Genomic DNA, 22631 nt, shown 5'->3' with positions numbered 1-22631 from the left:
TACGATTGTAAAGTAAACAATCCTATTAAACAATAACTTGCAAATGACTTCTAACAAATAGATTAAAAATAGTCCTTAAAGAGATAATCAACGCTAGGCATAATAAAACTAGCTTGATATTCGCTAAAAATTTGCAAAAAAAACGCGATAAGGAATTAACTTATCGCGTTTTATAGTGCTAATGAGCCGTCTTCAAAGAGTCAGCTCTATAGCGCATAAAGAATAATTTTTATTCTTTTGCTGTTATTTCTTTTTCTTAACTGCTTTAGCATTAGGTAAATCAGTGATTGAACCTTCAAAGATTTCTGCCGCTAAGCCAATTGATTCATTTAACGTTGGGTGTGCATGAATCGTTAATGCCAAGTCTTCAGCATCAGCGCCCATTTCAACGGCTAAACAGATTTCACCAAGCATTTCGCCCGCATTGATACCAACAATAGCACCACCAAGAACACGACCGGTTCCTTTTTCGAAGATCATCTTAGTTTTACCTTCAGTACGTGCAGAAGCGATAGCACGACCAGAAGCAGCCCATGGGAAGTTAGCAACTTCGATGTTCAAACCTTGCTCTTTTGCTTCAGCTTCAGTAACGCCAACCCAAGCCATTTCTGGATCGGTATAAGCAATTGAAGGAATGCAACGTGGGTCAAATTCATGTTTTTTGCCAGAAATAACTTCTGCAGCACAATGTGCTTCATGAACCGCTTTATGGGCAAGCATAGGTTGACCAACAACATCACCAATAGCGAAGATGTGTGGTACGTTAGTACGTAATTCTTTCGAAACGTTAATGAAACCACGCTCATCAACATTTACGCCGGCTTTATCCGCAGCAACTAAGTGACCATTTGGCTTACGGCCAACAGCAACTAAAATTTTGTCGTAGCGTACTGCTTCAGCAGGTGCTTTTTTACCTTCAAAAGTAACGTATAAACCGTCATCTTTTGCTTCAACCGCGACAACTTTAGTAGACAACATAATATTGAATTTTTTCTTGTTGTAGTTGGTATAAACTCGAACAATATCTTTATCAGCCGCTGGCACTAATTGGTCAGCAAACTCAACTACAGATACATTAGAACCTAAGGCAGAATATACAGTACCCATTTCTAGGCCAATGATACCACCACCCAATACTAACATTTCTGCTGGTACGTCTTTAAGCTCTAACGCGCCAGTAGAATCAATCACACGTGGGTCATCAGTTGGAATGAATGGTAAGTTAACCACTGATGAACCTGCCGCAATAATGGCATTATCAAAAGTAATAGTGGTTGTTTCGCCATCGTTACCTGCAACTTCGATAGTTTTATCAGAAGTAAATTTACCGTAACCATAAACTGTGGTTACTTTACGACTTTTTGCCATACCCGATAAACCACCGGTAAGCTGTGCAGTTACACTGTCTTTCCAGCTGCGGATTTTATCTAAATCAATTTCAGGCTTACCAAAAGTAACACCATGAGATGCCATTGCTGCTGCATCATCAATTACTTTAGCTACGTGAAGTAGTGCTTTAGATGGGATACAACCCACATTTAAACAAACGCCGCCTAATGTTTCACGACTTTCTACTAGTACTACATCTAAGCCTAGATCTGCTGCGCGAAATGCTGCTGAATAGCCACCAGGGCCGGCACCTAAAATAACTACTTGAGTTTTGATATTATTACTCATGCTTATCCTCAAATTAAATTGTCAATGATGATAAGCGATGTTTCACTCTCATCATTTGCTTGTTGTTACGAAAGTTTGATGTCGGCGATTTTACTCTTTACCAAGCAAAATCGCCATTATTAATTGCCTTTTATCGACTAAAGGCTATATGGTCGCTAGAGTATACTTCCTCGACCATAGCGCGAATAAATTCCCGCCTACAGTATCAATTTACGAATATCTGACATTACACCGGCAAGATGTACGGTAAAGCGTGCAGCTAAAGCGCCATCAATAACACGATGATCGTAAGACATTGATAATGGTAGTATTAGTTTAGGTTCAAACTCTTTACCATTCCACTTAGGTTTCATTTCTGATTTAGAAACACCTAAAATAGCCACTTCTGGGGCATTAACAATTGGCGTAAACGCTGTGCCACCAATACCACCAAGACTAGAAATAGTAAAACAACCACCTTGCATATCAGTCGCTTTCAACTTGCCATCACGTGCTTTCAAGCTGATTTCAAGTAATTCACGCGATAACTGGTGAATACCTTTTTGATCAACATCACGTACTACCGGTACAACTAAACCATTCGGCGTATCAACGGCAACACCTATATGTATGTACTTTTTCAAAATCAAACTTTCACCGTCTTCACTCAAGCTTGAGTTAAACGTTGGGAAGGCACGTAAGGCATTTGCCGCTGCTTTTAAAACAAACACTAAAGGTGTAATTTTAAAACCAAGCTTTTGCTTTTCACAAAGTACGTTTTGCTCTTTGCGGAACGCTTCCACGTTAGTGATATCAGCCTCATCAAATTGAGTAACATGTGGAATAGTTACCCAGTTACGATGTAAGAAGGGTCCAGAAATTTTCTGAATACGTGATAATGCTTTTGTTTCAATTTCGCCGAATTTAGAGAAATCTATCGCTCTGGCACTAACCACCTGTAAACCACCTTCACCGGCGGCAACAGAACTACCTGCATTCGCTTTCGGGCGAGATAATTCATATTTAACAAAAGATTGTACATCTTCTTTCAAGATACGATTTTTACGACCTGAGCCTTTAACTAAGCTTAAATCAACGCCAAATTCACGCGCTAAGCGGCGAATTGACGGTGAGGTATAAATACTACCTTTACTGACACTACCCGCTTGTGGGTGATGTGGTACTGGCGCAGCCTTAGGGGCTGTCGTAGCAGCAACTTTTGCTGCTACAACGGGAGCCGCAACCGCTACAGCAGGTGCTGGAGTCGCTGCAACTGCAGCCACTTCGCCGCCAGCAGTTTCAAGTTTGATGACTAATGAACCCTGCTTAACTTTATCACCAACTTTGATAAATACTTCTTTAACCGTACCGGCATGTGTTGATGGTACGTCCATAGTGGCTTTATCAGTTTCTAGCGTGATTAAGCCATCTTCTTCTTCAATGACATCACCAACGTTAACAAGTACATCGATAACTTCAACTTCACCGTCTTCACCAATATCAGGCACCGCAATTTCAATGACTTCAGCAGTGGTAGCAACTGCTGCCGCTACCGGTGCTGCTTCAACAATAGCTGCCGCGGGAGTTGCAACAACCGCAGGTGCTGCAACGGCTACTGGCGCTTCTTCTGCTGGAGTAGCAGCCGATGCACTTTGCATTTCGGCAATGACATCACCTTCTTTGATTTTATCACCAACACTTACCGATAAGCTCACTAGCTTACCGGTAAATGGTGCTGGAATATCCATAGAAGCCTTGTCAGTTTCAACCGTTATAATACCTTCATCTGCTTCTAAGGTATCACCAACAGCAAAACAAATTTCAATAATTTCAACTTCATCGCCACCAACATCAGGGACTAGGATTTTTTCAATAGACATATTAATTCTCCGTCTCTGATTATGCGTAAAGAGGGTTAAGTTTTTCAGTATCAATATTGAAGCGTTTAATTGCTTCAGTAACGACTGTACGTTTAATATCACCACGATTTGCTAATTCAAACAAAGACGCAACAACAATATAGGCGGCATTCACTTCAAAGTGAGTTCGTAAGTTAGCACGACTATCACTACGACCAAAACCATCGGTACCTAAACAACGATATTCAGTGTTTATGTAGGCACGAACTTGCTCTGAATAGTTTTTAATGTAATCCGTTGCGGCAATAGCAGGACCCGCTTCTTTTGTGATAACACTAGAGATATAAGGTACACGTTGCTCACTTTCTGGATGAAGCATATTCCAACGCGATACATCTTGGCCATCACGAGTCAGCTCATTAAATGAAGTTACTGAGTAAACATCACTAGAGATATTATAATCATTGGCTAGAATTTGCGCCGCTTCACGTACTTTTTCTAAAATAGTACCAGAACCCATTAACTGTACGTTAGCTATAGCTTTGCTCTTACCTTTGCTAGGTGCAACTTGTTCAAGTTGGTAAATACCTTTAATGATTTGATCAGTAACATCTTTAGCTTCAGGCAATGCTGGATGTTGGTAGTTTTCATTCATTAAGGTGATGTAGAAGAAAACATTTTCATTTTCTTCGTACATACGACGTAAACCTTCACGCACGATGACCGCAATTTCATAACCATAGGTTGGATCATAAGTAACACAGTTAGGAATTAAACCTGCTTGCACATGCGAATGACCATCTTGATGTTGTAAACCTTCGCCGTTAAGCGTGGTACGACCCGCTGTCGCGCCTAATAAGAAACCACGTGTTTGACTATCGCCAGCTGCCCAGGCTAAATCACCTACACGTTGGAAACCAAACATTGAGTAGTAAATGTAGAACGGAATAGTTACAGCGTTACACGTTGAGTAAGAAGTACCTGCAGCAATCCAAGATGCCATAGCACCTAACTCGTTAATACCTTCTTGTAATACTTGGCCTTTTTTATCTTCACGATAATAAGCAACTTGGTCAGCATCTTGTGGAATGTACTTTTGTCCTTCATTGGCGTAAATACCAACTTGGCGGAATAAACCTTCCATACCAAAGGTACGTGCTTCATCAGGAATAATCGGTACGATACGCTTACCAATTTTCTTATCTTTTAATAAGGCATTTAAGACACGAACAAAGGTCATGGTTGATGACACTTCACGCTCGCCTGAGCCTTTTAAAATTGCATCAAATACTTTTAGCGGTGGAATTTCTAAGCTTTCTTCCGCTTGTTGACGACGTGCAGGTAATGAACCACCTAAGGCTTCACGACGGGCTTTCATGTACTTAAATTCGTCACTGTCTTCTGGGAATTTGAAGAAAGGTAAATCGGCAATATTTTCATCACTTACCGGGATATTAAAACGGTCGCGGTAATGTTTAATTGACTCAAGGTCCATTTTCTTAACGTTATGAGCGATATTTAATGCTTCACCTGATGCACCTAAACCAAAACCTTTCACCGTTTTAGCCAAGATAACTGTTGGACGACCTTTAGTGTCCATGGCTTTTTGATAAGCCGCATAAACTTTCACTGGGTCATGACCGCCACGGTTTAAACGCCAGATGTCTTGATCAGACATGTTAGCAACCATAGCCTTGGTTTCAGGGTACTTGTTAAAGAAGTTTTCGCGGGTGTACTTACCACCTTTCGCTTTACAGTTTTGGTACTCACCATCAACGGTTTCGTTCATTAACTGTAATAATTTACCTGAAGTATCGCGGGCAATAAGTGAATCCCAATAAGAACCCCAAATAACCTTCACTACTTCCCAGCCTGCGCCACGGAATGTACCTTCAAGCTCTTGAATAATTTTACCATTACCACGAACAGGGCCGTCTAAACGCTGTAAGTTACAGTTAACGATAAAAGTTAAGTTGTCTAAACCTTCACGCGACGCTAAACCAATAGCACCTAATGATTCTGGTTCATCTGTTTCGCCATCACCAAGGAAACAGTAAACACGTTGGCCCGAACAATCTTTAATGCCACGATCGGTTAAGTATTTTAAGAAACGTGCAGTGTAGATGGCTTGTAATGGACCTAGACCCATAGAAACCGTAGGAAACTGCCAGAAATCATCCATTAAATGCGGATGCGGGTACGAAGGTAAACCTTTACCATCACATTCTTGACGGAAGTTGTTCATTTGCTCTTCAGTTAAACGCCCTTCCATAAAGGCACGAGCGTAGATACCTGGAGAAATGTGACCTTGAGCAAAAATAAAGTCACCACCATCTTTTTCTGAAGCTGCTTTGAAAAAGTGGTTAAAACCTACATCGTATAACGTTGAAGAAGAGGCAAAACTACCAATGTGACCACCAAGCTCTAAATCTTTTTTCGAGGCGCGTAGTACCAGTACTAAGGCATTCCAACGAATAGCGGCACGGATGCGTGATTCAAGCGTTTGATCCGCCGGCATATGTGGCTCTTGCCCAGGAGGAATGGTATTTACATAAGCCGTTGTTGCATCAAAGGGTAAGTGTGTACCACCACGACGCGCACGTTCGATTAGGCTTTCAAGTAGAAAATGGGCACGCTCTGGCCCTTCATTCTCTAATACTGATTCCATTGATTCTAACCACTCTTGGGTTTCTGCTGAATCAATATCGATATTTGGTAGATCTGACATATTGTTTAGTCTCCAATACTTTCTTATTTAATATAAAGTTTAATTACTGTTTAAAGTTAATTGTTCTAATTATTCGTTGTACTAATAGATAAATTCTTTCTGCTAGTTATTAAATCCGTCGCATCGATCTTTCCATGCGACTGTTCTCTTGAGTAAGCTTCAATAATAGCTCTTCTATAAAAGCTAAGTGTCGATGACTAGCACCCCACGCTTTTTGCGGCTGACCACTAACAATTGCATTGAGCAAACGTTTTCTATAATCCGTTATCTTGCTAAAGATCTCAGGACGTTTAGCCAATACTGTTAAATTTTGCGCAATATTATCTGCTAATAAAGCCGACATACTACGCGCAAGCTGTAATATCACCGCATTATGTGAGGCTGCACAAATAGCTAAATGAAACTCAACCACTGCTTCGGCTTCACCGCGAAAATCATCTTCTAATTGACTGTTGCCAATTTCATCATGCTTTGCTTGAATTTGTTCAAAGTCTGCGGGGGTACCGCGCATAGCCGCATAATATGATGCCATGCCTTCAATACCGTGACGGAACTCTAATAAATCAAATTGTGATTCAGTATTGTTAGACATTAATTCAAACAAGGGATCTGAAAAACCACTCAGCAGATTTTCACAAACAAAGGTGCCACCACCTTGTTTACGTGTCACTAAACCTTTCACTTCCAATTTCTGTATTGCTTCACGTAATGACGGACGCGATACTTCAAATTTCAGCGCTAGCTCACGTTCAGGTAAAAGCTTTTCGCCCGGCTGCAAGCTACCTTCAATAATCATCGCTTCTAATTGCGCTAAAATAATATCGCTGAGTTTTTGCGGTTTTATTTTTGATTTTAACTGTGTCGCGACCATAGAATTTCATCTTATTTTGGGTGAAAAATAAACTTAATTAGCTTAATTATTCTTGGTAAATTGGTCTTACCATTGCTTTTAATAAGCAATAAAATAGCAAAAAATGCCACTTTTGACAAGTTAATTTAGTAGATGATTAAGTTTTATGCAAGTAGAAAATACGCAAAAACATTGGATTTTCCACTTTTTATTGCGGTGTAGAAGTAAAACCCCAATGGTCTGACCAATGGGGTTTTTGGCCAGAACAGCTACTTCACAAGGGCTTTTTATCGCAAACTATCGGCTAACTAAGAGTTAGTTTAACAAACCCGCTAAGGTTAAGACTGAAATAGCCGCAAGGATAAGCAAGACATTACGCTTAGCTAAACGCACCAGTAAACAGGGTTCAGCGGTGCAATCACCACTATCAACCATAATATCTTCTGACTTTTGCGCGACATCAATTAATACTCTGTGCGTAGGCTTTCGACTATCAAAAATACTTTCCAACCACGTTGGCATTGCTTTAGAGAAATGACCAACAAACATATAACCAAAAGCGGTAATACGTACTGGTAACCAGTCTAACCAAAAAAGTACATCATGATGACTTTTACAACCGCTGTTTAAATCTGGGGGATTCTGGCTGTCATGGTGCTCATTTTCTTGGGCAACAGTTTGCTGCATGTCTTCACCACAGTGCTCAATAGCAGAGCCGGTATTTTCAGTATTTTGCTGCTCAATCACCGTGGTAAGTAAACGATAGAAAACTGCTCCTGCCGCACCAAATACGGCGAAATACAACATAATAGCAATGTAATAGCGGTAATTAAGCCAAATAAGTGCTTGGCCAAAACCCATTTGTGGTAAATTTTTATCCGTTAATAGCTGTTGATGATGCATTTCAGTAGTGGTTTCTTCACCCCGAAAAGCTGATTGTAAATATTGTTTATAGCTTTTACGCGTAGTAACACAGCCAAAACACACAATTAATATCAAGGTAGAAAGCAGCAATTGCATAACGGCATTATCAATGATGCTGAGCAATAGATACGTAACCACTACAGGTAATAAAATGAACGCTGCGCTAGCAACTGTGCCTTGTTTAGCGGTGAAATTTTTGCTAAAAAAGTGTAGGTAATGCTGGTAATAAAAATCAAATCGCCACGCCTGCGCAGATAACGAACGTTCCGCTGCTAGGGCAATTAGTAAACTTAATAAACTCATGTTAGGTTTTATTCCTTGTCGCTTGTTCAGTTAAACACTGACGAAAATACTGCCATTCAAATGCCGGCCCGGGATCGGTTTTTCTCTCTGGGGCAATATCACAATGACCAACAATATTGTCCATGATAATAGCAGGAAATTGATCTTGCAAACAAAGTGTTAACGCAATTAACTGCTGATATTGTTTTCTTGTATAAGGAATATCATCTGTGCCTTCTAATTCAATGCCGATGGAATAATCATTACAACGCTCTCTTTGCTTGAACGAAGAAACGCCAGCATGCCAAGCCTTATCAGTAAAAGAGACATACTGGTTAATGCTACCGTCACGGCGAATAAGACAATGTGCTGAAACTTCAACGCCCTTTAAGTCCTTAAAACTAGCATGGGCGTTACAATCGAGTTGACCAAGAAACAAATCATTAATGCAATTGCCATCAAACTGCCCTGCAGGCAATGAAATATTATGAATAACTAACAAACTAATTTCATCCGCTAATTCACGCGGGGAGAAAAACGGCGATGGTAAATTTAGTGCTTGCACTAGCCAGCCAGAAGAAATAGAAAGCATTAATTTCTCATTATTGTAGTAATGTTATTTGTCGGCGCTTGATCAAGGTAACACTTTGCGCTTTATTGCTTACTCGAGAAAACATACAATACCGCTAACCTTATCAAGAGCCGCTTAGTATGACTGAAGTTGACCCAACAAACAAAATGGCAAAAATATTTGTCTGGCTAGCTTGGATAATCGCGTTGGCATTATTAATGTTCTTATTTCAAGATGTACTTGATGAACAATACAACCCAAATACTCGGCCAGCAATGCGCTTAACCGAAAATGGCCAAGCAGAAGTGATTTTACAACAAAACAGGCAAGGTCATTACGTTGCTCGCGGTACAATAAATGATACCCCGGTGACTTTTTTACTCGATACTGGCGCAACCCAAGTATCCATTCCGGCACATATCGCTGAGCATCTAGGCCTTATCTCGCAAGGGAGTTACCGAGTACAAACCGCTAATGGTAGTATCACGGTTTATAAAACTGAAATTGCGCAATTGAGCTTAGGTAATATTTTCTTGTATAATGTCGCTGCTCACATTAACCCAGCGATGAAGTCAGATGAAATACTTTTAGGCATGAGTGCCCTAAAACAAGTAGACTTTCAACAAACGGGTAAACAATTAATCTTACGAGAACCCCTGTAACAGGAAGCAAACCATGCTTAATGCACAATTAGAAAAATTACAGCAAGATATTAGCAAAACCATTTCTTGGGCCCTTTGTGAAGATTTAGGCGCCGTTGGTGATGCCATGCCTCAAGCTAGCCAAGATATTACCGCTATGCTCATTCCTGAGAATGAACAAGCTGTCGCTACTGTAATTACTCGTGAAGATTGTATCGTCTGTGGTGTTGCTTGGGTCAACGAAGTATTTAAGCAACTAGATGCTTCATTAAATAAATCAGTGAAGCAAACCACTAACTCTTTACCTACAAGAATGTCATCTACCAAAATAACGTGGTTTGTAAATGATGGTGAAGCCGTTGCCGCCAATACCACGTTATTTGAACTTGAGGGTGATGCACGTACTTTATTAACTGGTGAACGTGTCGCGTTAAACTTTTTGCAAACCTTATCAGGTACTGCCACGTTAACCAGTCACTATGTAAAAGAGCTGGATGGCAGTAACACTAAACTACTTGATACTCGTAAAACCTTACCGGGTTTACGTAGCGCACAAAAATATGCGGTACTTTGTGGTGGCGGGGTAAACCATAGAATTGGTTTATTCGATGCCTTTTTAATAAAAGAAAACCATATCGCCGCTTGTGGCGGTATCAAACAAGCAGTAGCCACTGCTAAAAAAAATCACAGTGATAAAACCGTTGAAGTAGAAGTGGAATCACTTGATGAGCTTGAACAAGCACTGAGTGCGGGCGCTGATATTATCATGTTAGATAACTTCACTCCGCCAATGATAGAGCAAGCCGTAACCGCCACGCGCGGAAAGGCCAAATTAGAAGTTTCTGGTAATATGACCATTGAGATTTTGCAAGAATACGCCAAAGCAGGTGTCGATTACATCTCAAGTGGCGCGCTAACCAAGCACGTTAACGCGATTGATTTGTCGATGCGCTTTAAATAACGTCCTGCCAATTGGCAATAAAAAAGCGGTAAGCATCTTATGCTTACCGCTTTTTTTGTATCAATAAATTAACTAAGTCTAGGTATTAGCGAATACGTAACATCTAGGTATCCATTATCCCCCAGATCATAGCAATTATCGCTGTTACAGCTATCATAAGGCTATATATAGTACCAATAATACTAAACTTAACTAACGTGAAAAAGTAGCCCTGTTTATAAACTCTTTTCTGCATTAGAAATAAATATATGGGTATCCACAGTAACAAACCGCCGGCAAACACGCCGAAAAAATTAGCTATGCTTGGACTTGTCGGCGCTAGATAGTCATCTAATAGCTCCAGAATTTCTGAGAGTAATACCGTTATAAAAATAAAACTATGGCTGTGTAAAGCGACTGTTAAGTGTTCCATATATAAACGCTTGGAGAAAATAAACATTACTTTCAGTAATACCGCAAACAGTGGCAATAAAATAAACATCAATTGCGGTAGTTTGCCAATCACTTGCTCAATTAACGGGCCCGTATCAGAGTTAAAGGCTTTCTCGCCTTTTTCAGCCAGCTCTTCAGTAAAATTATTGAGTTTCTTATTACTCTCATCCGATAAAAAATCAAAAGACAAAGTACCATCTTCATTATTTCCGATATTTAACTCTTCAGAAACTATGCCACCATTCAGCACTTTTAATCGTCTAGCCGTTAACTTATCAAATCTCACTTGATCTTTTGGCGAAAACGCTTCCTCAGTATGATCAAATTCTAATTCAAGCAACTCACGGGTAAGTTTAATAATTTGTTTATTCTGGCCCGAACTATAATCACGGTTTAGATCTGCTAAATAAGTATTAAACTTAGCTATATCTGTATTAAGACGAGTTACTTGTGCAAGCTCTTCCATACTTTTGGAAGGTATTTTTGGTAACGTTTTTTGCTCAGTTGTTAATACTTCTATATGACCTTTAACTTGAGTAATGAGGGTTTTTTTATCATTAATATTAAAACCATTGTTATCGTCCGCCCCAACAAAAAATTTTAAGGTGATAAAAAAGACAATACTTATAAATAAATATAAGCGTAATGGCGGTACGTAATGCACTCGTCTACCAGAAAAATATTCATTGGTTATAAAAGCAGGCCTGGTTACTAATGGCCAAACGGTGCGACTGGCACGCGAATCAAAGCTAAAGATATCATCCAATAAATGCATAATTACCACCCAAAAATATTTCAATTTTGAGTCCGCTTCTTGGCCACAATTAGCACAAAAATTACCCGCTAATGGCTGATGGCAGTTTTCACAGTCTTTAATTTCCTCAGCTGGAACGATTGCCGTTTCAGCTGTTGGCTCTGTTTCGATTAATTCGTTTGTTGGCATAATGAATAGTTATTGAATAGCAATAGACGATAAAATCATAACACTATAAAACACAAAAGTTACATCTTGTTAAAAACTCTAGTAAATAAGGTGTCGTCAGTGACTAATTCTGCTAAATTAATAACGAGATGATAGATAAAATCAATGTATTTCAGTTGGCTCTATAAAAATAAGCCAAGTATGTCTAGGCATAATTACCGATAAGATACATTGTACATAAAGCCAAAATCAGGAGAATTATAATGGCGTTTGAAGTTAAATTTGAATTAACCGAAACAGATCTTGAGTATTTTCGCGATGTCATGCGTAAAGCCCAAGCAGGTGCAAAACAGCTCAGCGAGCAAGAAATATTAAAAAATGCTAAAGAACTTAGTCAAAGTATAAAAGCTAATGTCCCTGAATTTGTCCGTTTACGAATCCAAAAATTAGAAGTATTTGTTGCCATGATTGAAGATAATGAATGGCAAATACCCAGTGAAGAGCGCATCGAATTATTACATGCTTTAGCTTATTTTAGTGATCCTGAGGATTTAGTGCCTGATCATATTCCGGTATTAGGCTTTTTAGATGATGCCATCATGATCGAACTGGTCGCTGAAGAATTTAAAGATGATGTTGAAGCCTTTGAAGAGTTTTGTGCTTACCGTGATCGTGAAGAAGGCCGACATAGTGATGAAGCGATTACTCGTGATGAATGGTTACAGGCTAAACGTCACGAACTTCATAGCCGCATGAAAAGTCGTCGTTCATCAAGACGCAGTGGTCGTTCATCATTCCGTTCGGTATTTTAATACCAAGTCCATTAAGTTGGTTCTCACTCAGAGCTTGCTAGCGCTTTAAAACGCTTGGCTATTAGAACGTTAATGATTAAAAAGCGAAAGTGACGAAGAACTTTCTTCGTCACTTTCATATAACTTTACCCTAATCGACCTGAGCGCCCGCTTAAATATCTTTAGGCCTACCAGCATCTCCCTGTGCATAATCACATACCCCGTTAACAAAAATAACGCGTAAATCATTCAGGTGTGTTGTTAAATCAATAGCACCATACATACCTCGTTTAATCGCTTGCTCAAGCGGAATTTTATGACATTTAAAGACACTGCCTTGCCATGGGCCTTCTGCTTGAATACGACTATTTGAAAAAATGGCATAGCGCTCTGCACATGCTCCGCGCTTTAAGTTTGTTCTGCCAAAACCCACTTCATTCCAATGTCCATGCCAAACACCCTCTCCTTGAGCGATGACCTCGCCTTTATTATCAAAGCAGGCATCTTGTAATTGCACCGGTTTGCTTTGCGAAGCACTCAGTTCAGGAAATTGCTTACGTTTTAACAGCCATAAATCCATTAAATCAAAAGCTTGATCCGTAGGGTCAAAATCACGTTTAGCAACCCAAATAACTTGATTATCAAAATGGCCATTGGCTTGTTGTAAACGTATACGGGTACTGAAAGATGCTGACATATGGTGCATATCGAGCTTTTCTTCTAAATAGTGGCGAACATCAATAATAGGGAGTGCAAGCTTACCAATGAAAACCTGTCCACCTCGATAAGCAGCTTCAATAGCACCAAGTGAGGCACTACGTCGTGGCGCCAGTTTGTTATCAACAACTTCGGTAATATTACCACTGCCCCATAATGAGACCCAGAAAGGCATTTTCCGGCCAAACGGGGTAATAATTTTTTCAGCGGTCATTTGGTGTTGCTCTTTCCAGCTACCAATATTTTTATTGATGTGCACAAACTCAGCCAAGGTTAGCTGTTTTTGTTTTAACGCATGCAAGCCATATTGCACGCCTTCATTATCCCAAGTGCTCTCGACTAAACCATGGCGATCACGCCTGAACAGCCACGACATATCTTCCCAATAGGTCCAATTGGTTTTATTAACTACTTCATCGCTATAAAAGTGCCTTAAGAAACCTTGTCTTGGATTATGAATAAAAGTAGATAAGCCAAAGTAACCATTAATGCATTCACTATTGCCTTTGGGGAAGCTAGGTACCATACCCGCCATTAATTGCGCAACTGGCTGCAAAAACGCTATTTTTTGTGGGAAGTCTTGTAAGCTATTCATGCCTTCAAGTAATTGTCGCTGATCCCATTGTTGCCAGCGACTGTTGTCTTTGGCTCGAAAGGTAAAGTAGTTATTAAATAAGTCGCAATCCAAAGTATATATCGTTTGGCTTATCATATCGGGATAAGAGTATTGCGGAATTAGCCCATCGAGAATACCGCTACTATTTTGACCAATGAGATATTGCGCTAAGCCTCCACCTGAGCCGCCAATGCCAACCGTGTATAACGGCTCGCCAAATAAACTAACAAAATGCAGCTTTACTCGACGAGCCGTATCCTCTGCCAATAGCATATTATAGGTATAGCTAGTGCGATTACCGCTTGAACTAATAATTGCATAACCTTTTTGCACTTCGATTAAACGTCGAGTAATGGTTCTGGTTGCTTTTTGCCGCCCCTGCCTAAAACCTATGCCAGAGCCACCATTAAACTGATAGATTAATTTTTTATTCCATAAAGAACTGACCGTACGTGTCCCCAACTCTTCAGGTGTGATGGCCATAGCAATGGTATAGATAAAACGATTAATACTACCTTGCTCAGCGCGAAATAATTGCAGAGGTTGTTTGGCATCTCTTAAAGATGATAATTGAGAAAATTGCTCTGTAGTTAGTTTAACTAGGTTATCTTCGATATTTAAATAATAAAACTGCAGGTGAGTTTTAAATAAGCAATCTTTTGAATAGCCAATGACCTTATTACGCAAGGCTAAATTTTCATACACAGGTACGCCAAAACCTTCTTGATTATCAACTAATGGCTGACCTAAATGTGAGTCTATGGTCATGCAATAAAAGGGGTATTGCTTTGGCCCTGAATATAAAGAATTACCCGGACCAACACCACCTAACTTGATGGGAAAGTGAAAGGCTTCTTTTGGTCGAATAACTTGACTGATATGCGGAGTAATTGGCAGTAAATAATTTTCTTCTGCGGTTGCTACACGCTTAACTTGCCGGAACTTATAAGGCTGTTCTGTTGGATACAACCATACTAGAACAGCTAATAGTGTGAGAATAGAGAGAATAAGTTTTTTCTTATGCATAACATCACCACCGAAAAATGCCCTAAACTTATATTAAATATAGTGCAGCACATGGTTTTCGGTAGAAGATATTACGCTGAAAAAGCTGATGCTTATTTCAATTTAGCGATAAAGGTTTTTCTAAACTTAGCTAACTTAGGTGATACTACCGCTTGGCAATATTGATTTTCGGGGTTATTTTTAAAATATTCTTGATGATAGTCTTCACCACAATAAAAAATAACCGCGGGGCTTACTTTTGTGACAACGGGTTGATCAAATAATTTCTGCTCGGTGATTTCCTCAAGCATCGCTAAAGCCAAAACTTGTTGTTGACTATCATGAGTGAAAATTTCAGAGCGATACTGGCTGCCGATATCATTACCTTGGCGATTTAACTGGGTGGGATTATGTAAGCTAAAAAATATCTCCAATATTTCACCATAACTAATCACCTCACTATCAAACGTTAACTGTACCACCTCTGCATGGCCACTATTTCCCGTACAAATTTCTTTATAGGTTGGCTCTGTACTATCACCGCCCATATAACCAGAAGTCGCGCTAATAATGCCCTTAACACAATTAAAAGCACTTTCAATACACCAAAAACAGCCACCGGCTAACGTAGTTTTTTGTAATGCTTCTTTGTTAAGTTGCTCTGTCATTTGATTTGCTACCTTATTAATTTTTATGATGTATCTAATACTTATATATACCCGTACCACTTGAAGATGCTCGTTTCAGGAAACCTGAGCGAATCATAATCGAGACACATTTTTTGTTAATGGTTGTTCCCTTAAAAACAAATGTAACGACGAGTATGTTTTGCTCAGTTTTCCCCCAAGGGCTGGTTTATAAACGCTTTATGCTACGTTATTGATTTCGACAAGGGAACAACCATTCTCTTCAATCAATGCCTTGCCTAAAGGCGTTTATAATTCCAGCTGAATCCTGCATCTTCAGGTGGAACGGGTATAGAGATTAATAAGCTAAAATATCATCATTAACTTCACTGATATGCTTATTATACCCCTTTATTTGTTAATACTTATTTAATAAAATCCTATCACAGAATTTTTCAAAAGAACGATGCCAAATTAAAGCTATTATGGCACTGCGCAGTATTGCTACCGCCATTCAATTTCTGTCGATTATCTTTATCAATCACGGCTTAGCATATCAGCTGCCATGGACGTCTTTAATAAGTGTTGTTAGTTTAAAAGCCTTGGCGGTAAGTTCGCCTTAATAGACCATCACGAAGGTGGCGTACTAGTGACCTTAAATTGACCTATTCACACCAAGGAAGAAATCGTCTATCACTTACCAATGACAATGGTTAGGTCAAAATTAATAATTATAAGCAAGGTGTTGATGAAACCTGACCATCAACTCTTCTTTAGTCGGGTTGATTTCAAGCTCAACCGCCATCAACTGAATCGCTTGTTCTATTTGATTTAAAAAACGACCAAAACCATGATCACTGCTATTTTCAGGGGTCGCAACAAAGATTAATTGTACGTTATCTGTTAACTCACTAGCATTCCATTTACTGATAATCCCACATGGGCTTTTCTCGGGGTTGTAGCCCAACATTTGTAACTCTCCGACACGAGCAACGATCTCATGAATACTGTACCTGACAATAGGTACTAAACCATTCGCAATCAGCGCGCCATTGTTTAAGTTATAGCGCTTAGCTGCCATAGTAAATACATCAGTTAAGTAGGTATACAGAGGGTTGTAAGGATCTTTGGAGTGACTGTCCATTTCTACTTGCTGTAATAGTTCGTTGCTTATATTCAAGGTGACTACAGCATAATTCATTGCACTATAGTAGTCTGGTAACTGCACGTTTTGGCTAGCATAGCGTTTATTAATTGCACGTAATTTATGTACTTGGCTAGTAGTACAACCTTTGTTTTTTGCAAATAAATCATAGGTAAGGTGCTGATGATCCCTAAGGCGCACATCACTTTTATCTAATTGTATTTTTTCACAGAATTTTTGTACCACTTGACTCACTTGATGATGAAAACTAGCCGCATTAACTCGAATATCAGTGCCCGAAGCTAAAAAGAGTAAGCAAATTTTCTTTGCTCTTTTACACCCATCAAAAAATGATTTCTTAAGATGATGATTCATCGGATCGTAATAAAACAAAATCTGTTGATTTGTTTGCCATTGGTGCATTTCTTGGCAAAAGCGAACTCGCGGTAATTTATCGTTAGCAATAAATAAACAGTTATCGATCTCGACTTCATCGGTAAGCTCGAAAAGTAGTGTCGCAAGCTGCTGATAAAAATCATAATATGGCTGTGTTTTTGAATCACTGTATTTTCCTGATAATTGCTGAAGAAGCTCATCAGTCAAACTAAATTCAGCTAAAATATATTGATTATCACGCACATTACTAGGTAAGTAGGCTTTGTAAGCTGCACTTCGTTTTCTAATAATTGACATATTCATCCCTAATTTTATTCAAGCAGTTAACACACAATGGTTAATCTTTTAAGATAGGGGCAGTATAATGAGCACTAATGAAGCTTTTGTGACAGAGGTATGTCACAATTATGACAATCAAAGTAGCGAGACAAACATATTGTTAAATGACCAACAAGCATTGAAAACAGCAATTAACCAAACCATGCCTTTTGGTAAATATGCAGGTAGAAAGCTTTTACAACTACCCGAACCCTATCTGGTTTGGTTCCACAGCAAAGGTTTTCCCGAAGGGAAACTAGGCCAACAATTAGCGTTAATGTATGAGATAAAGCTCAACGGTTTAGAGACAATGTTACAACCTTTATTAAAATCTTAGTTATAGCTCAATTCCATCATCACCTAGGCGTGCTAAGCACTAACAGTGAGTTTTCTTTTAGAGTAATTTTGTCTAATAAATTGTCGGTTTAATACCTATAGCAATAACAAATATTACTCAAAATGACTAACAAGCTGTTTTATCAAAGTAAATTACAAAGCTGAAAAATAAAAATATTAGCTTTCTTTATTTGTGTGTATTTTGGCCGATAATTTCAGCTTATTTCACTTGCCTCAGCTCAATAAATCCTCTTAAATAACTTGTCGACTGCTTGAAATTCACACAAAAAATATCAAGGAAATTTGAAGAGTCGATCACTCTGCAGTATTTAGTAATAAGAGCCCTTAACTAATACCAAACGGATTAATAGGGTTCGTAAATTTCTTTGTCAATTGATTGATAAAATAATTACCAAGTGTTTATGAGGCGAAATAAATGAAAAGACAGAAAAGAGATAAACTAGGTAGAGCGCATTCCAATGGCTATCAAGCCGGTCTAGGTGGTAAGACTAAGGAGCAGTGTCCTTATCAGAATATTGGAGCAAAATCACAATGGTTAGGTGGATGGCGTGAGGCCATTACCGACAGAAATATGGGGATATTTCACTAACTAAATCAGAAAGTCTAACGTGTATTGCTCATCCCCAACTTAAATCGTTCGGGGATGAGTCTATTCCACAAGCTAATTGACTAACCGCTATCACGACCTTTTTTATAGTAAAGAGTACAACAAAGCTTACTCAAGCGATTAGATAACCCGAGAGAAGCGCTGCTGATTAATATGTTTTTTCATATAAGCATCAAAACTCATACAAATGATTCGAATTAATAAGCGCGCTTTTTGCTCTACTTTAATATGATTAGCATTATTTTCTACTAAACCATCATCAATAAATGTGTTCAATAGTGGTAAGTCTTCAGAAAAATATTCATCAAAATCAATATTATACTTTTCACTAATCACTTGTTTATCTAAATACAAGTTACACATCAATTCTTGAATGACTTCACCACGTAAAATATCGTCTGCAGATAAACTGACACCTTTTATCTGCGCGTGTTGTCTTTGTGTAATGGCTTGATAATATTCTTTTAAGTCTTTTATATTCTGGCTAAAGCTATCACCAATAGCACTGATTGATGACACACCTAATCCCAATAAATCACAGCCACCTCTGGTAGTGTAACCCTGAAAATTACGATGTAAGGTGCCATCACTTTGCGCTATAGATAATTCATCGCTAGGTTTGGCAAAGTGATCCATGCCGATAAAGTCATAGCCAAAATCACAAAGTGTTTCGATAGCCAATTTCATTAAAGCGAATTTTTCCTGAGTATTAGGTAGCCATTCATCACGTAATTTACGCTGCGCTGCAAAGCGACTTGGTATATGGGCATAACTAAATAGAGAAATACGGTCGACCTGCCACTCATGTGCCTTCACTAGTGTTTTAGAAAAATTTTCCAGTGTTTGATGGGGTAAACCATAAATGAGGTCAATGTTAATAGATTTAAAACCAACCGCTTTAGCATGCTGAATGAAATTACCAATAAACTCGGTTGATTGCACCCGGTTAATAGCTTGTTGTACCTTTAAATCAAGGTCTTGCACACCTAAGCTCAAACGATTGAAACCCAACGAATATAAGTGTTCCGCTAAATCCATCTCAATTTCGCGGGGATCAATTTCAATGCTCATTTCTAAATCAGCGGAGAAATTGAATTTTTCCTTCAACAGAGAGACTAGTTTTGTTATTTGTGGATGGGTTAAAAAACTTGGTGTACCACCACCCCAATGGAGTTGTTTAACGGTATATTCTGCAAACAAGGGTGCCTGTAAGGCGATCTCTTGGGCTAAAAAGTCTAGGTAAGTATCTGCTTTATCACGGTGGCGAGTAATAACTTTATTACAACCACAGTAATAACAAAGCGTATGACAAAATGGGATATGTACGTAAAGTGACAATTCGCGGTTTTGCGAGTTTTTTATCGCTTTAATAAAGTCATCATGTTTGAAATCTTCATGAAACTCCAACGCTGTTGGATAAGATGTGTATCTTGGTCCGCTAGTATTATATTTATTTAATAACCTATCATCGAAAAATTGACTTACTTTCATGTTTTCTTACCGTTTTATTTAGTTAACGAAAACATTATAGGCTTTTGAAATTTGTGGGTATTGATCGAGCGCAATAACAGACCATTACCTGAGCTGTTATTGGCGTTAGAATATCAAGATGTTAGACGAGTAAGTTGTTCAGTGGTGAACTGGTGAAGATCACCTAAGTCAGTCACCACCCCATCATGCATTTTATCTAATGCGGTCATGCGTTGGTAATCTTCACGCATCCGCTGCTTTTTGGTCAGCGTTTTCCGTGCGTCACGTATGGCGAGATCTTTAATGGCATCATATAAGCCAAAAACCCCCGGAAATTTTACTGGCATTTCCGTCATGGTTTTCAATGAAGATAGCAATACTGATAAACGCCAACAACCTTCATCAAACTCACATTGCTCTTGCTGCATAGCCCGGGTAATTAATAACACACTATCAAGGACTTTTTTATCGTGCTTATTTAATGCTTGTTGCTGGTTTCGTTGCGCTTGCGCTTGCTGCTCTTTTTGCTTGCTGACTTGTTTTAATAACTTACCTGCATAAAATGCTAAGGCGATTATAACAGCAGTACCGCACAAAAGAGCGTAAAGCCAAAAGTCACTCATTGATGTTACTCTTTCTCTTCAAAATCTGAAAAGTCTGGGCGATCTAATTTATCCCATAAGTCATCTTCGTTATTACTACTCTTAACTTCATCGCTTTCACTAGCTTCATCTTCATCATCAAGACCTAATTCGGCTGATAAGACTTGATGACGTTCCATCTTCTCATTGTAGTAATCAACTTCTTGCTCAGTTAAGGCAATATCATCTTCTTGCTTAGCTAAAAGGCTTTGTAGCAGTTCATCGTCCTCTATAGCATCAATTTCTTGCTCCGCAGTCAACTTAACGGCGGTACTTTCAACAACGGTATCTTCAACGTAGCGGATACTGGCAATTGCAGCTGATTTTTTGTTATTCTCTTTCGCTTTGACTTGTTTTGACTTCTCTACTTTTGCAGCAATTTTACCTAAAGCTATCGGCGTTTTATTACCTAAACGAGGATCTTTGTTAATTTTCTGTTGATTATTATCTGTTTGTACTTGGGTTGCTTCTTTTTGGCGATTACCCGCCACCTTACCCGTAGATTTACGGATACGTTTTTCAACACTTGCTAATTCTTGCTTACTTAACTTAGGCTTAGCTGTAGGTGCTCCACCTGGTTTTCTAGATTTTTTTGAACGTGACATAGATACAATTACTTTTTTACTAATAATGCCTGCCATTTTACGTTATTACTGGTTGAAAAACCTTAAAAAGCAGAAAAAAGACACAAAAAAAGCGCTAATAGGCGCTTTTTAATAACTTGTTAACTTAAAGTCTAATCTTAATATCTGGGTGAGTGTTAATTTCGCCCCCTTTAGAGATAACAACAATATTGTCATTACACGATAGAATTGCAATGTGAGAAGAATACAAATCTCTTATAAAGTTAAGTTTATAACCAAATTGGGTCAAGTTACTGGCAGCAAACTTCTGCGCTAACGTTAACGCTTCCCATAAATCATCAAAGTCACCCACTATTGGCTCTCGCCGCTCTAGTAGATCCTCTCTGTACATAGCTAGCGCCATATCCCCCCCTTCTAATCCACTATGATTAGTTTAATGTTTTATTCTTATTATTATATTTATATTTATATTTATATTTACGCACAAAATTTAACCTACTTTGCATATAACATCAATAGCGATTAAACTAATTCCCTGGAAACAATTGGCGTTTAGCTAATTACTTATTGAAATATAAGGTAAAATATGACAAGTGTATTGGATGAGTTATCTAAATTATTAAAGTTGGAAGTCATTGAACAAGGTATATATCGAGGCCAAAGTCAGGACTTAGGTTTTAGGGCACTCTTTGGTGGCCAGGTCATGGGGCAAGCGCTTTCTGCCGCACAAGAAACTATCGCGGCTGATCGTTCAGTCAACTCTCTGCATTCTTATTTTTTACGCCCTGGTGATGCAAGCCTACCGGTAGTTTATGAAGTTGAAGTGATTCGTGATGGCTCAAGTTTTAGCACTCGTCGCGTGCAGGCGATACAAAATGGTAAAGCCATTTTTTATATGACCGCCTCTTTTCAGCATAGTGAAACAGGTTTTAATCACCAAGATACTATGCCGGATGTCCCCGCCCCGGAAGATCTCCCCTCATTTACCGATTATATTAAAGCTAACCAGCAACACATCCCTGAGGCACTGCGCGAAAAATTTCTAGCTGAAAAGCCTATCGATATGCGTCCAGTACAGCAATATAACTGGCTACAACCAAAACCGACAACCTCTACAAGTCAAATGTGGATAAAAGCGAATGGTGAATTGCCCGACGATTTAGGTATTCATACCTATATGTTGGCGTACACTTCTGATTTCCATTTTTTGCCAACAGCCCTACTGCCTCATGGCGTAAGTCACTGGCAGCCAAACTTTCAAATAGCCACTATAGATCATGCCATGTGGTTTCATCGCCCATTTCGCTTTGATGATTGGTTACTTTATTGTATGGATAGTCCATCAGCTAGTAATGGTCGAGGTTTAGTACGAGGACAGATTTATAATCGTCAAGGTGAGTTAGTTGCGTCAACCATGCAAGAAGGCGTGATCAGACAACGCTAGCAGCATATTGGTTAAGAATGGTCGAGCTTTAGTACGTGGCCAAATATATACCTATACCGTTCCCAAGGTGAATTAGTTGCATCAACCAT

General features: G+C 39.0%; 20 protein-coding genes. 6 read left to right on the top strand and 14 right to left on the bottom strand.

What is annotated here, in order from left to right:
* Positions 1-243: 243 nt before the first annotated feature.
* The 6 genes from lpdA to ampD all read right to left on the bottom strand — a co-directional run bounded on the left by lpdA (position 244) and on the right by ampD (position 8891).
* The gene (gene lpdA, locus F580_RS0121215; protein ID WP_019029780.1) at positions 244-1677 is read right to left on the bottom strand and encodes a dihydrolipoyl dehydrogenase; all 1434 of its coding nucleotides are present in this window, start codon (positions 1675-1677) and stop codon (positions 244-246) included.
* Between the two features lie 197 nt (positions 1678-1874).
* Positions 1875-3536 (bottom strand): dihydrolipoyllysine-residue acetyltransferase, encoded by a 1662-nt coding sequence (gene aceF, locus F580_RS0121210; RefSeq protein ID WP_019029779.1) that lies wholly within the window; start codon positions 3534-3536, stop codon positions 1875-1877.
* Positions 3537-3555: 19 nt separating this feature from the next.
* The gene (gene aceE / locus F580_RS0121205; protein ID WP_019029778.1) at positions 3556-6243 is read right to left on the bottom strand and encodes a pyruvate dehydrogenase (acetyl-transferring), homodimeric type; all 2688 of its coding nucleotides are present in this window, start codon (positions 6241-6243) and stop codon (positions 3556-3558) included.
* A gap of 109 nt (positions 6244-6352) precedes the next feature.
* Positions 6353-7114, bottom strand: coding sequence for a pyruvate dehydrogenase complex transcriptional repressor PdhR (gene pdhR / locus F580_RS0121200; protein ID WP_019029777.1), 762 nt, complete (start codon positions 7112-7114; stop codon positions 6353-6355).
* Between the two features lie 294 nt (positions 7115-7408).
* Positions 7409-8320: a beta-lactamase regulator AmpE gene (ampE, locus tag F580_RS0121195; protein ID WP_019029776.1), complete on the bottom strand. Its 912-nt coding sequence runs from the start codon at positions 8318-8320 to the stop codon at positions 7409-7411.
* A 1-nt stretch (position 8321) separates the two neighbouring features.
* Positions 8322-8891 carry a 1,6-anhydro-N-acetylmuramyl-L-alanine amidase AmpD gene (ampD, locus tag F580_RS0121190; protein ID WP_019029775.1) on the bottom strand — a complete coding sequence of 190 codons (570 nt, stop codon included), beginning with the start codon at positions 8889-8891 and terminating at the stop codon, positions 8322-8324.
* A gap of 119 nt (positions 8892-9010) precedes the next feature.
* Here ampD and F580_RS0121185 point away from each other — a divergent pair, with 119 nt between their 5' ends.
* A complete protein-coding gene (locus F580_RS0121185; protein ID WP_019029774.1) occupies positions 9011-9532 on the top strand; it encodes a retropepsin-like aspartic protease family protein in 522 nt (173 codons plus the stop codon).
* Positions 9533-9545: 13 nt separating this feature from the next.
* Entirely contained in the window at positions 9546-10472 is a 927-nt protein-coding gene (nadC, locus tag F580_RS0121180) for a carboxylating nicotinate-nucleotide diphosphorylase (RefSeq protein ID WP_019029773.1), read from the top strand.
* A gap of 103 nt (positions 10473-10575) precedes the next feature.
* Here nadC and F580_RS0121175 read toward each other — a convergent pair whose 3' ends face one another.
* Complete coding sequence (locus F580_RS0121175; RefSeq protein WP_019029772.1) at positions 10576-11847, bottom strand: DUF3667 domain-containing protein; 1272 nt, start codon at positions 11845-11847, stop codon at positions 10576-10578.
* 242 nt (positions 11848-12089) lie between these two features.
* Between F580_RS0121175 and F580_RS0121170 the strand changes: the two genes are divergently transcribed.
* On the top strand, positions 12090-12638 hold the full coding sequence (locus F580_RS0121170; RefSeq protein ID WP_019029771.1) for a YkvA family protein: 549 nt from the start codon (positions 12090-12092) through the stop codon (positions 12636-12638).
* A gap of 151 nt (positions 12639-12789) precedes the next feature.
* Here the strand turns inward: F580_RS0121170 and F580_RS0121165 are convergent, their stop codons facing one another.
* From F580_RS0121165 to F580_RS0121155, 3 genes are all read right to left on the bottom strand, one after another.
* Positions 12790-14976 carry a DUF6351 family protein gene (locus tag F580_RS0121165; RefSeq protein WP_019029770.1) on the bottom strand — a complete coding sequence of 729 codons (2187 nt, stop codon included), beginning with the start codon at positions 14974-14976 and terminating at the stop codon, positions 12790-12792.
* 92 nt (positions 14977-15068) lie between these two features.
* On the bottom strand, positions 15069-15623 hold the full coding sequence (gene msrA / locus F580_RS0121160) for a peptide-methionine (S)-S-oxide reductase MsrA (protein ID WP_019029769.1): 555 nt from the start codon (positions 15621-15623) through the stop codon (positions 15069-15071).
* A 682-nt stretch (positions 15624-16305) separates the two neighbouring features.
* Positions 16306-17418 (bottom strand): DUF3083 family protein, encoded by a 1113-nt coding sequence (locus F580_RS0121155; RefSeq protein ID WP_019029768.1) that lies wholly within the window; start codon positions 17416-17418, stop codon positions 16306-16308.
* A 139-nt stretch (positions 17419-17557) separates the two neighbouring features.
* Between F580_RS0121155 and F580_RS0121150 the strand changes: the two genes are divergently transcribed.
* Together F580_RS0121150 and rmf are read left to right on the top strand one after the other, a co-directional pair.
* Complete coding sequence (locus F580_RS0121150) at positions 17558-17776, top strand: DUF3820 family protein (RefSeq protein ID WP_026301585.1); 219 nt, start codon at positions 17558-17560, stop codon at positions 17774-17776.
* 435 nt (positions 17777-18211) lie between these two features.
* Positions 18212-18385 carry a ribosome modulation factor gene (rmf, locus tag F580_RS0121145; protein ID WP_019029766.1) on the top strand — a complete coding sequence of 58 codons (174 nt, stop codon included), beginning with the start codon at positions 18212-18214 and terminating at the stop codon, positions 18383-18385.
* A 138-nt stretch (positions 18386-18523) separates the two neighbouring features.
* Here rmf and hemN read toward each other — a convergent pair whose 3' ends face one another.
* The 4 genes from hemN to F580_RS0121125 all read right to left on the bottom strand — a co-directional run bounded on the left by hemN (position 18524) and on the right by F580_RS0121125 (position 21501).
* Positions 18524-19894, bottom strand: a complete 1371-nt coding sequence (hemN, locus tag F580_RS0121140; RefSeq protein ID WP_019029765.1) for an oxygen-independent coproporphyrinogen III oxidase — start codon at positions 19892-19894, stop codon at positions 18524-18526.
* Positions 19895-20007: 113 nt separating this feature from the next.
* Positions 20008-20496, bottom strand: coding sequence for a DUF2489 domain-containing protein (locus F580_RS0121135; RefSeq protein WP_019029764.1), 489 nt, complete (start codon positions 20494-20496; stop codon positions 20008-20010).
* Positions 20497-20501: 5 nt separating this feature from the next.
* Positions 20502-21119: a Der GTPase-activating protein YihI gene (gene yihI / locus F580_RS0121130; protein WP_157443203.1), complete on the bottom strand. Its 618-nt coding sequence runs from the start codon at positions 21117-21119 to the stop codon at positions 20502-20504.
* Between the two features lie 124 nt (positions 21120-21243).
* Positions 21244-21501 (bottom strand): hypothetical protein, encoded by a 258-nt coding sequence (locus F580_RS0121125; RefSeq protein ID WP_019029762.1) that lies wholly within the window; start codon positions 21499-21501, stop codon positions 21244-21246.
* A gap of 183 nt (positions 21502-21684) precedes the next feature.
* On the opposite strand from F580_RS0121125, the gene tesB reads away from it, so the two are divergent.
* Complete coding sequence (tesB, locus tag F580_RS0121120) at positions 21685-22542, top strand: acyl-CoA thioesterase II (RefSeq protein ID WP_019029761.1); 858 nt, start codon at positions 21685-21687, stop codon at positions 22540-22542.
* Positions 22543-22631: the final 89 nt, after the last annotated feature.

This window comes from Colwellia piezophila ATCC BAA-637, assembly GCF_000378625.1.
GTDB classification, from domain to species: Bacteria; Pseudomonadota; Gammaproteobacteria; order Enterobacterales; family Alteromonadaceae; genus Colwellia; species Colwellia piezophila.
This window is presented reverse-complemented; position numbering and strand designations above follow the sequence as displayed.

Bases quoted from the DNA above. Each gene is read 5' to 3' on its own strand.
- lpdA (WP_019029780.1), bottom strand. From the start codon at position 1,677: ATGAGTAATAATATCAAAACTCAAGTAGTTATTTTAGGTGCCGGCCCT.
- aceF (WP_019029779.1), bottom strand. From the start codon at position 3,536: ATGTCTATTGAAAAAATCCTAGTCCCTGATGTTGGTGGCGATGAAGTT.
- aceE (WP_019029778.1), bottom strand. From the start codon at position 6,243: ATGTCAGATCTACCAAATATCGATATTGATTCAGCAGAAACCCAAGAG.
- pdhR (WP_019029777.1), bottom strand. From the start codon at position 7,114: ATGGTCGCGACACAGTTAAAATCAAAAATAAAACCGCAAAAACTCAGC.
- ampE (WP_019029776.1), bottom strand. From the start codon at position 8,320: ATGAGTTTATTAAGTTTACTAATTGCCCTAGCAGCGGAACGTTCGTTA.
- ampD (WP_019029775.1), bottom strand. From the start codon at position 8,891: ATGCTTTCTATTTCTTCTGGCTGGCTAGTGCAAGCACTAAATTTACCA.
- F580_RS0121185 (WP_019029774.1), top strand. From the start codon at position 9,011: ATGACTGAAGTTGACCCAACAAACAAAATGGCAAAAATATTTGTCTGG.
- nadC (WP_019029773.1), top strand. From the start codon at position 9,546: ATGCTTAATGCACAATTAGAAAAATTACAGCAAGATATTAGCAAAACC.
- F580_RS0121175 (WP_019029772.1), bottom strand. From the start codon at position 11,847: ATGCCAACAAACGAATTAATCGAAACAGAGCCAACAGCTGAAACGGCA.
- F580_RS0121170 (WP_019029771.1), top strand. From the start codon at position 12,090: ATGGCGTTTGAAGTTAAATTTGAATTAACCGAAACAGATCTTGAGTAT.
- F580_RS0121165 (WP_019029770.1), bottom strand. From the start codon at position 14,976: ATGCATAAGAAAAAACTTATTCTCTCTATTCTCACACTATTAGCTGTT.
- msrA (WP_019029769.1), bottom strand. From the start codon at position 15,623: ATGACAGAGCAACTTAACAAAGAAGCATTACAAAAAACTACGTTAGCC.
- F580_RS0121155 (WP_019029768.1), bottom strand. From the start codon at position 17,418: ATGTCAATTATTAGAAAACGAAGTGCAGCTTACAAAGCCTACTTACCT.
- rmf (WP_019029766.1), top strand. From the start codon at position 18,212: ATGAAAAGACAGAAAAGAGATAAACTAGGTAGAGCGCATTCCAATGGC.
- hemN (WP_019029765.1), bottom strand. From the start codon at position 19,894: ATGAAAGTAAGTCAATTTTTCGATGATAGGTTATTAAATAAATATAAT.
- F580_RS0121135 (WP_019029764.1), bottom strand. From the start codon at position 20,496: ATGAGTGACTTTTGGCTTTACGCTCTTTTGTGCGGTACTGCTGTTATA.
- yihI (WP_157443203.1), bottom strand. From the start codon at position 21,119: ATGTCACGTTCAAAAAAATCTAGAAAACCAGGTGGAGCACCTACAGCT.
- F580_RS0121125 (WP_019029762.1), bottom strand. From the start codon at position 21,501: ATGGCGCTAGCTATGTACAGAGAGGATCTACTAGAGCGGCGAGAGCCA.
- tesB (WP_019029761.1), top strand. From the start codon at position 21,685: ATGACAAGTGTATTGGATGAGTTATCTAAATTATTAAAGTTGGAAGTC.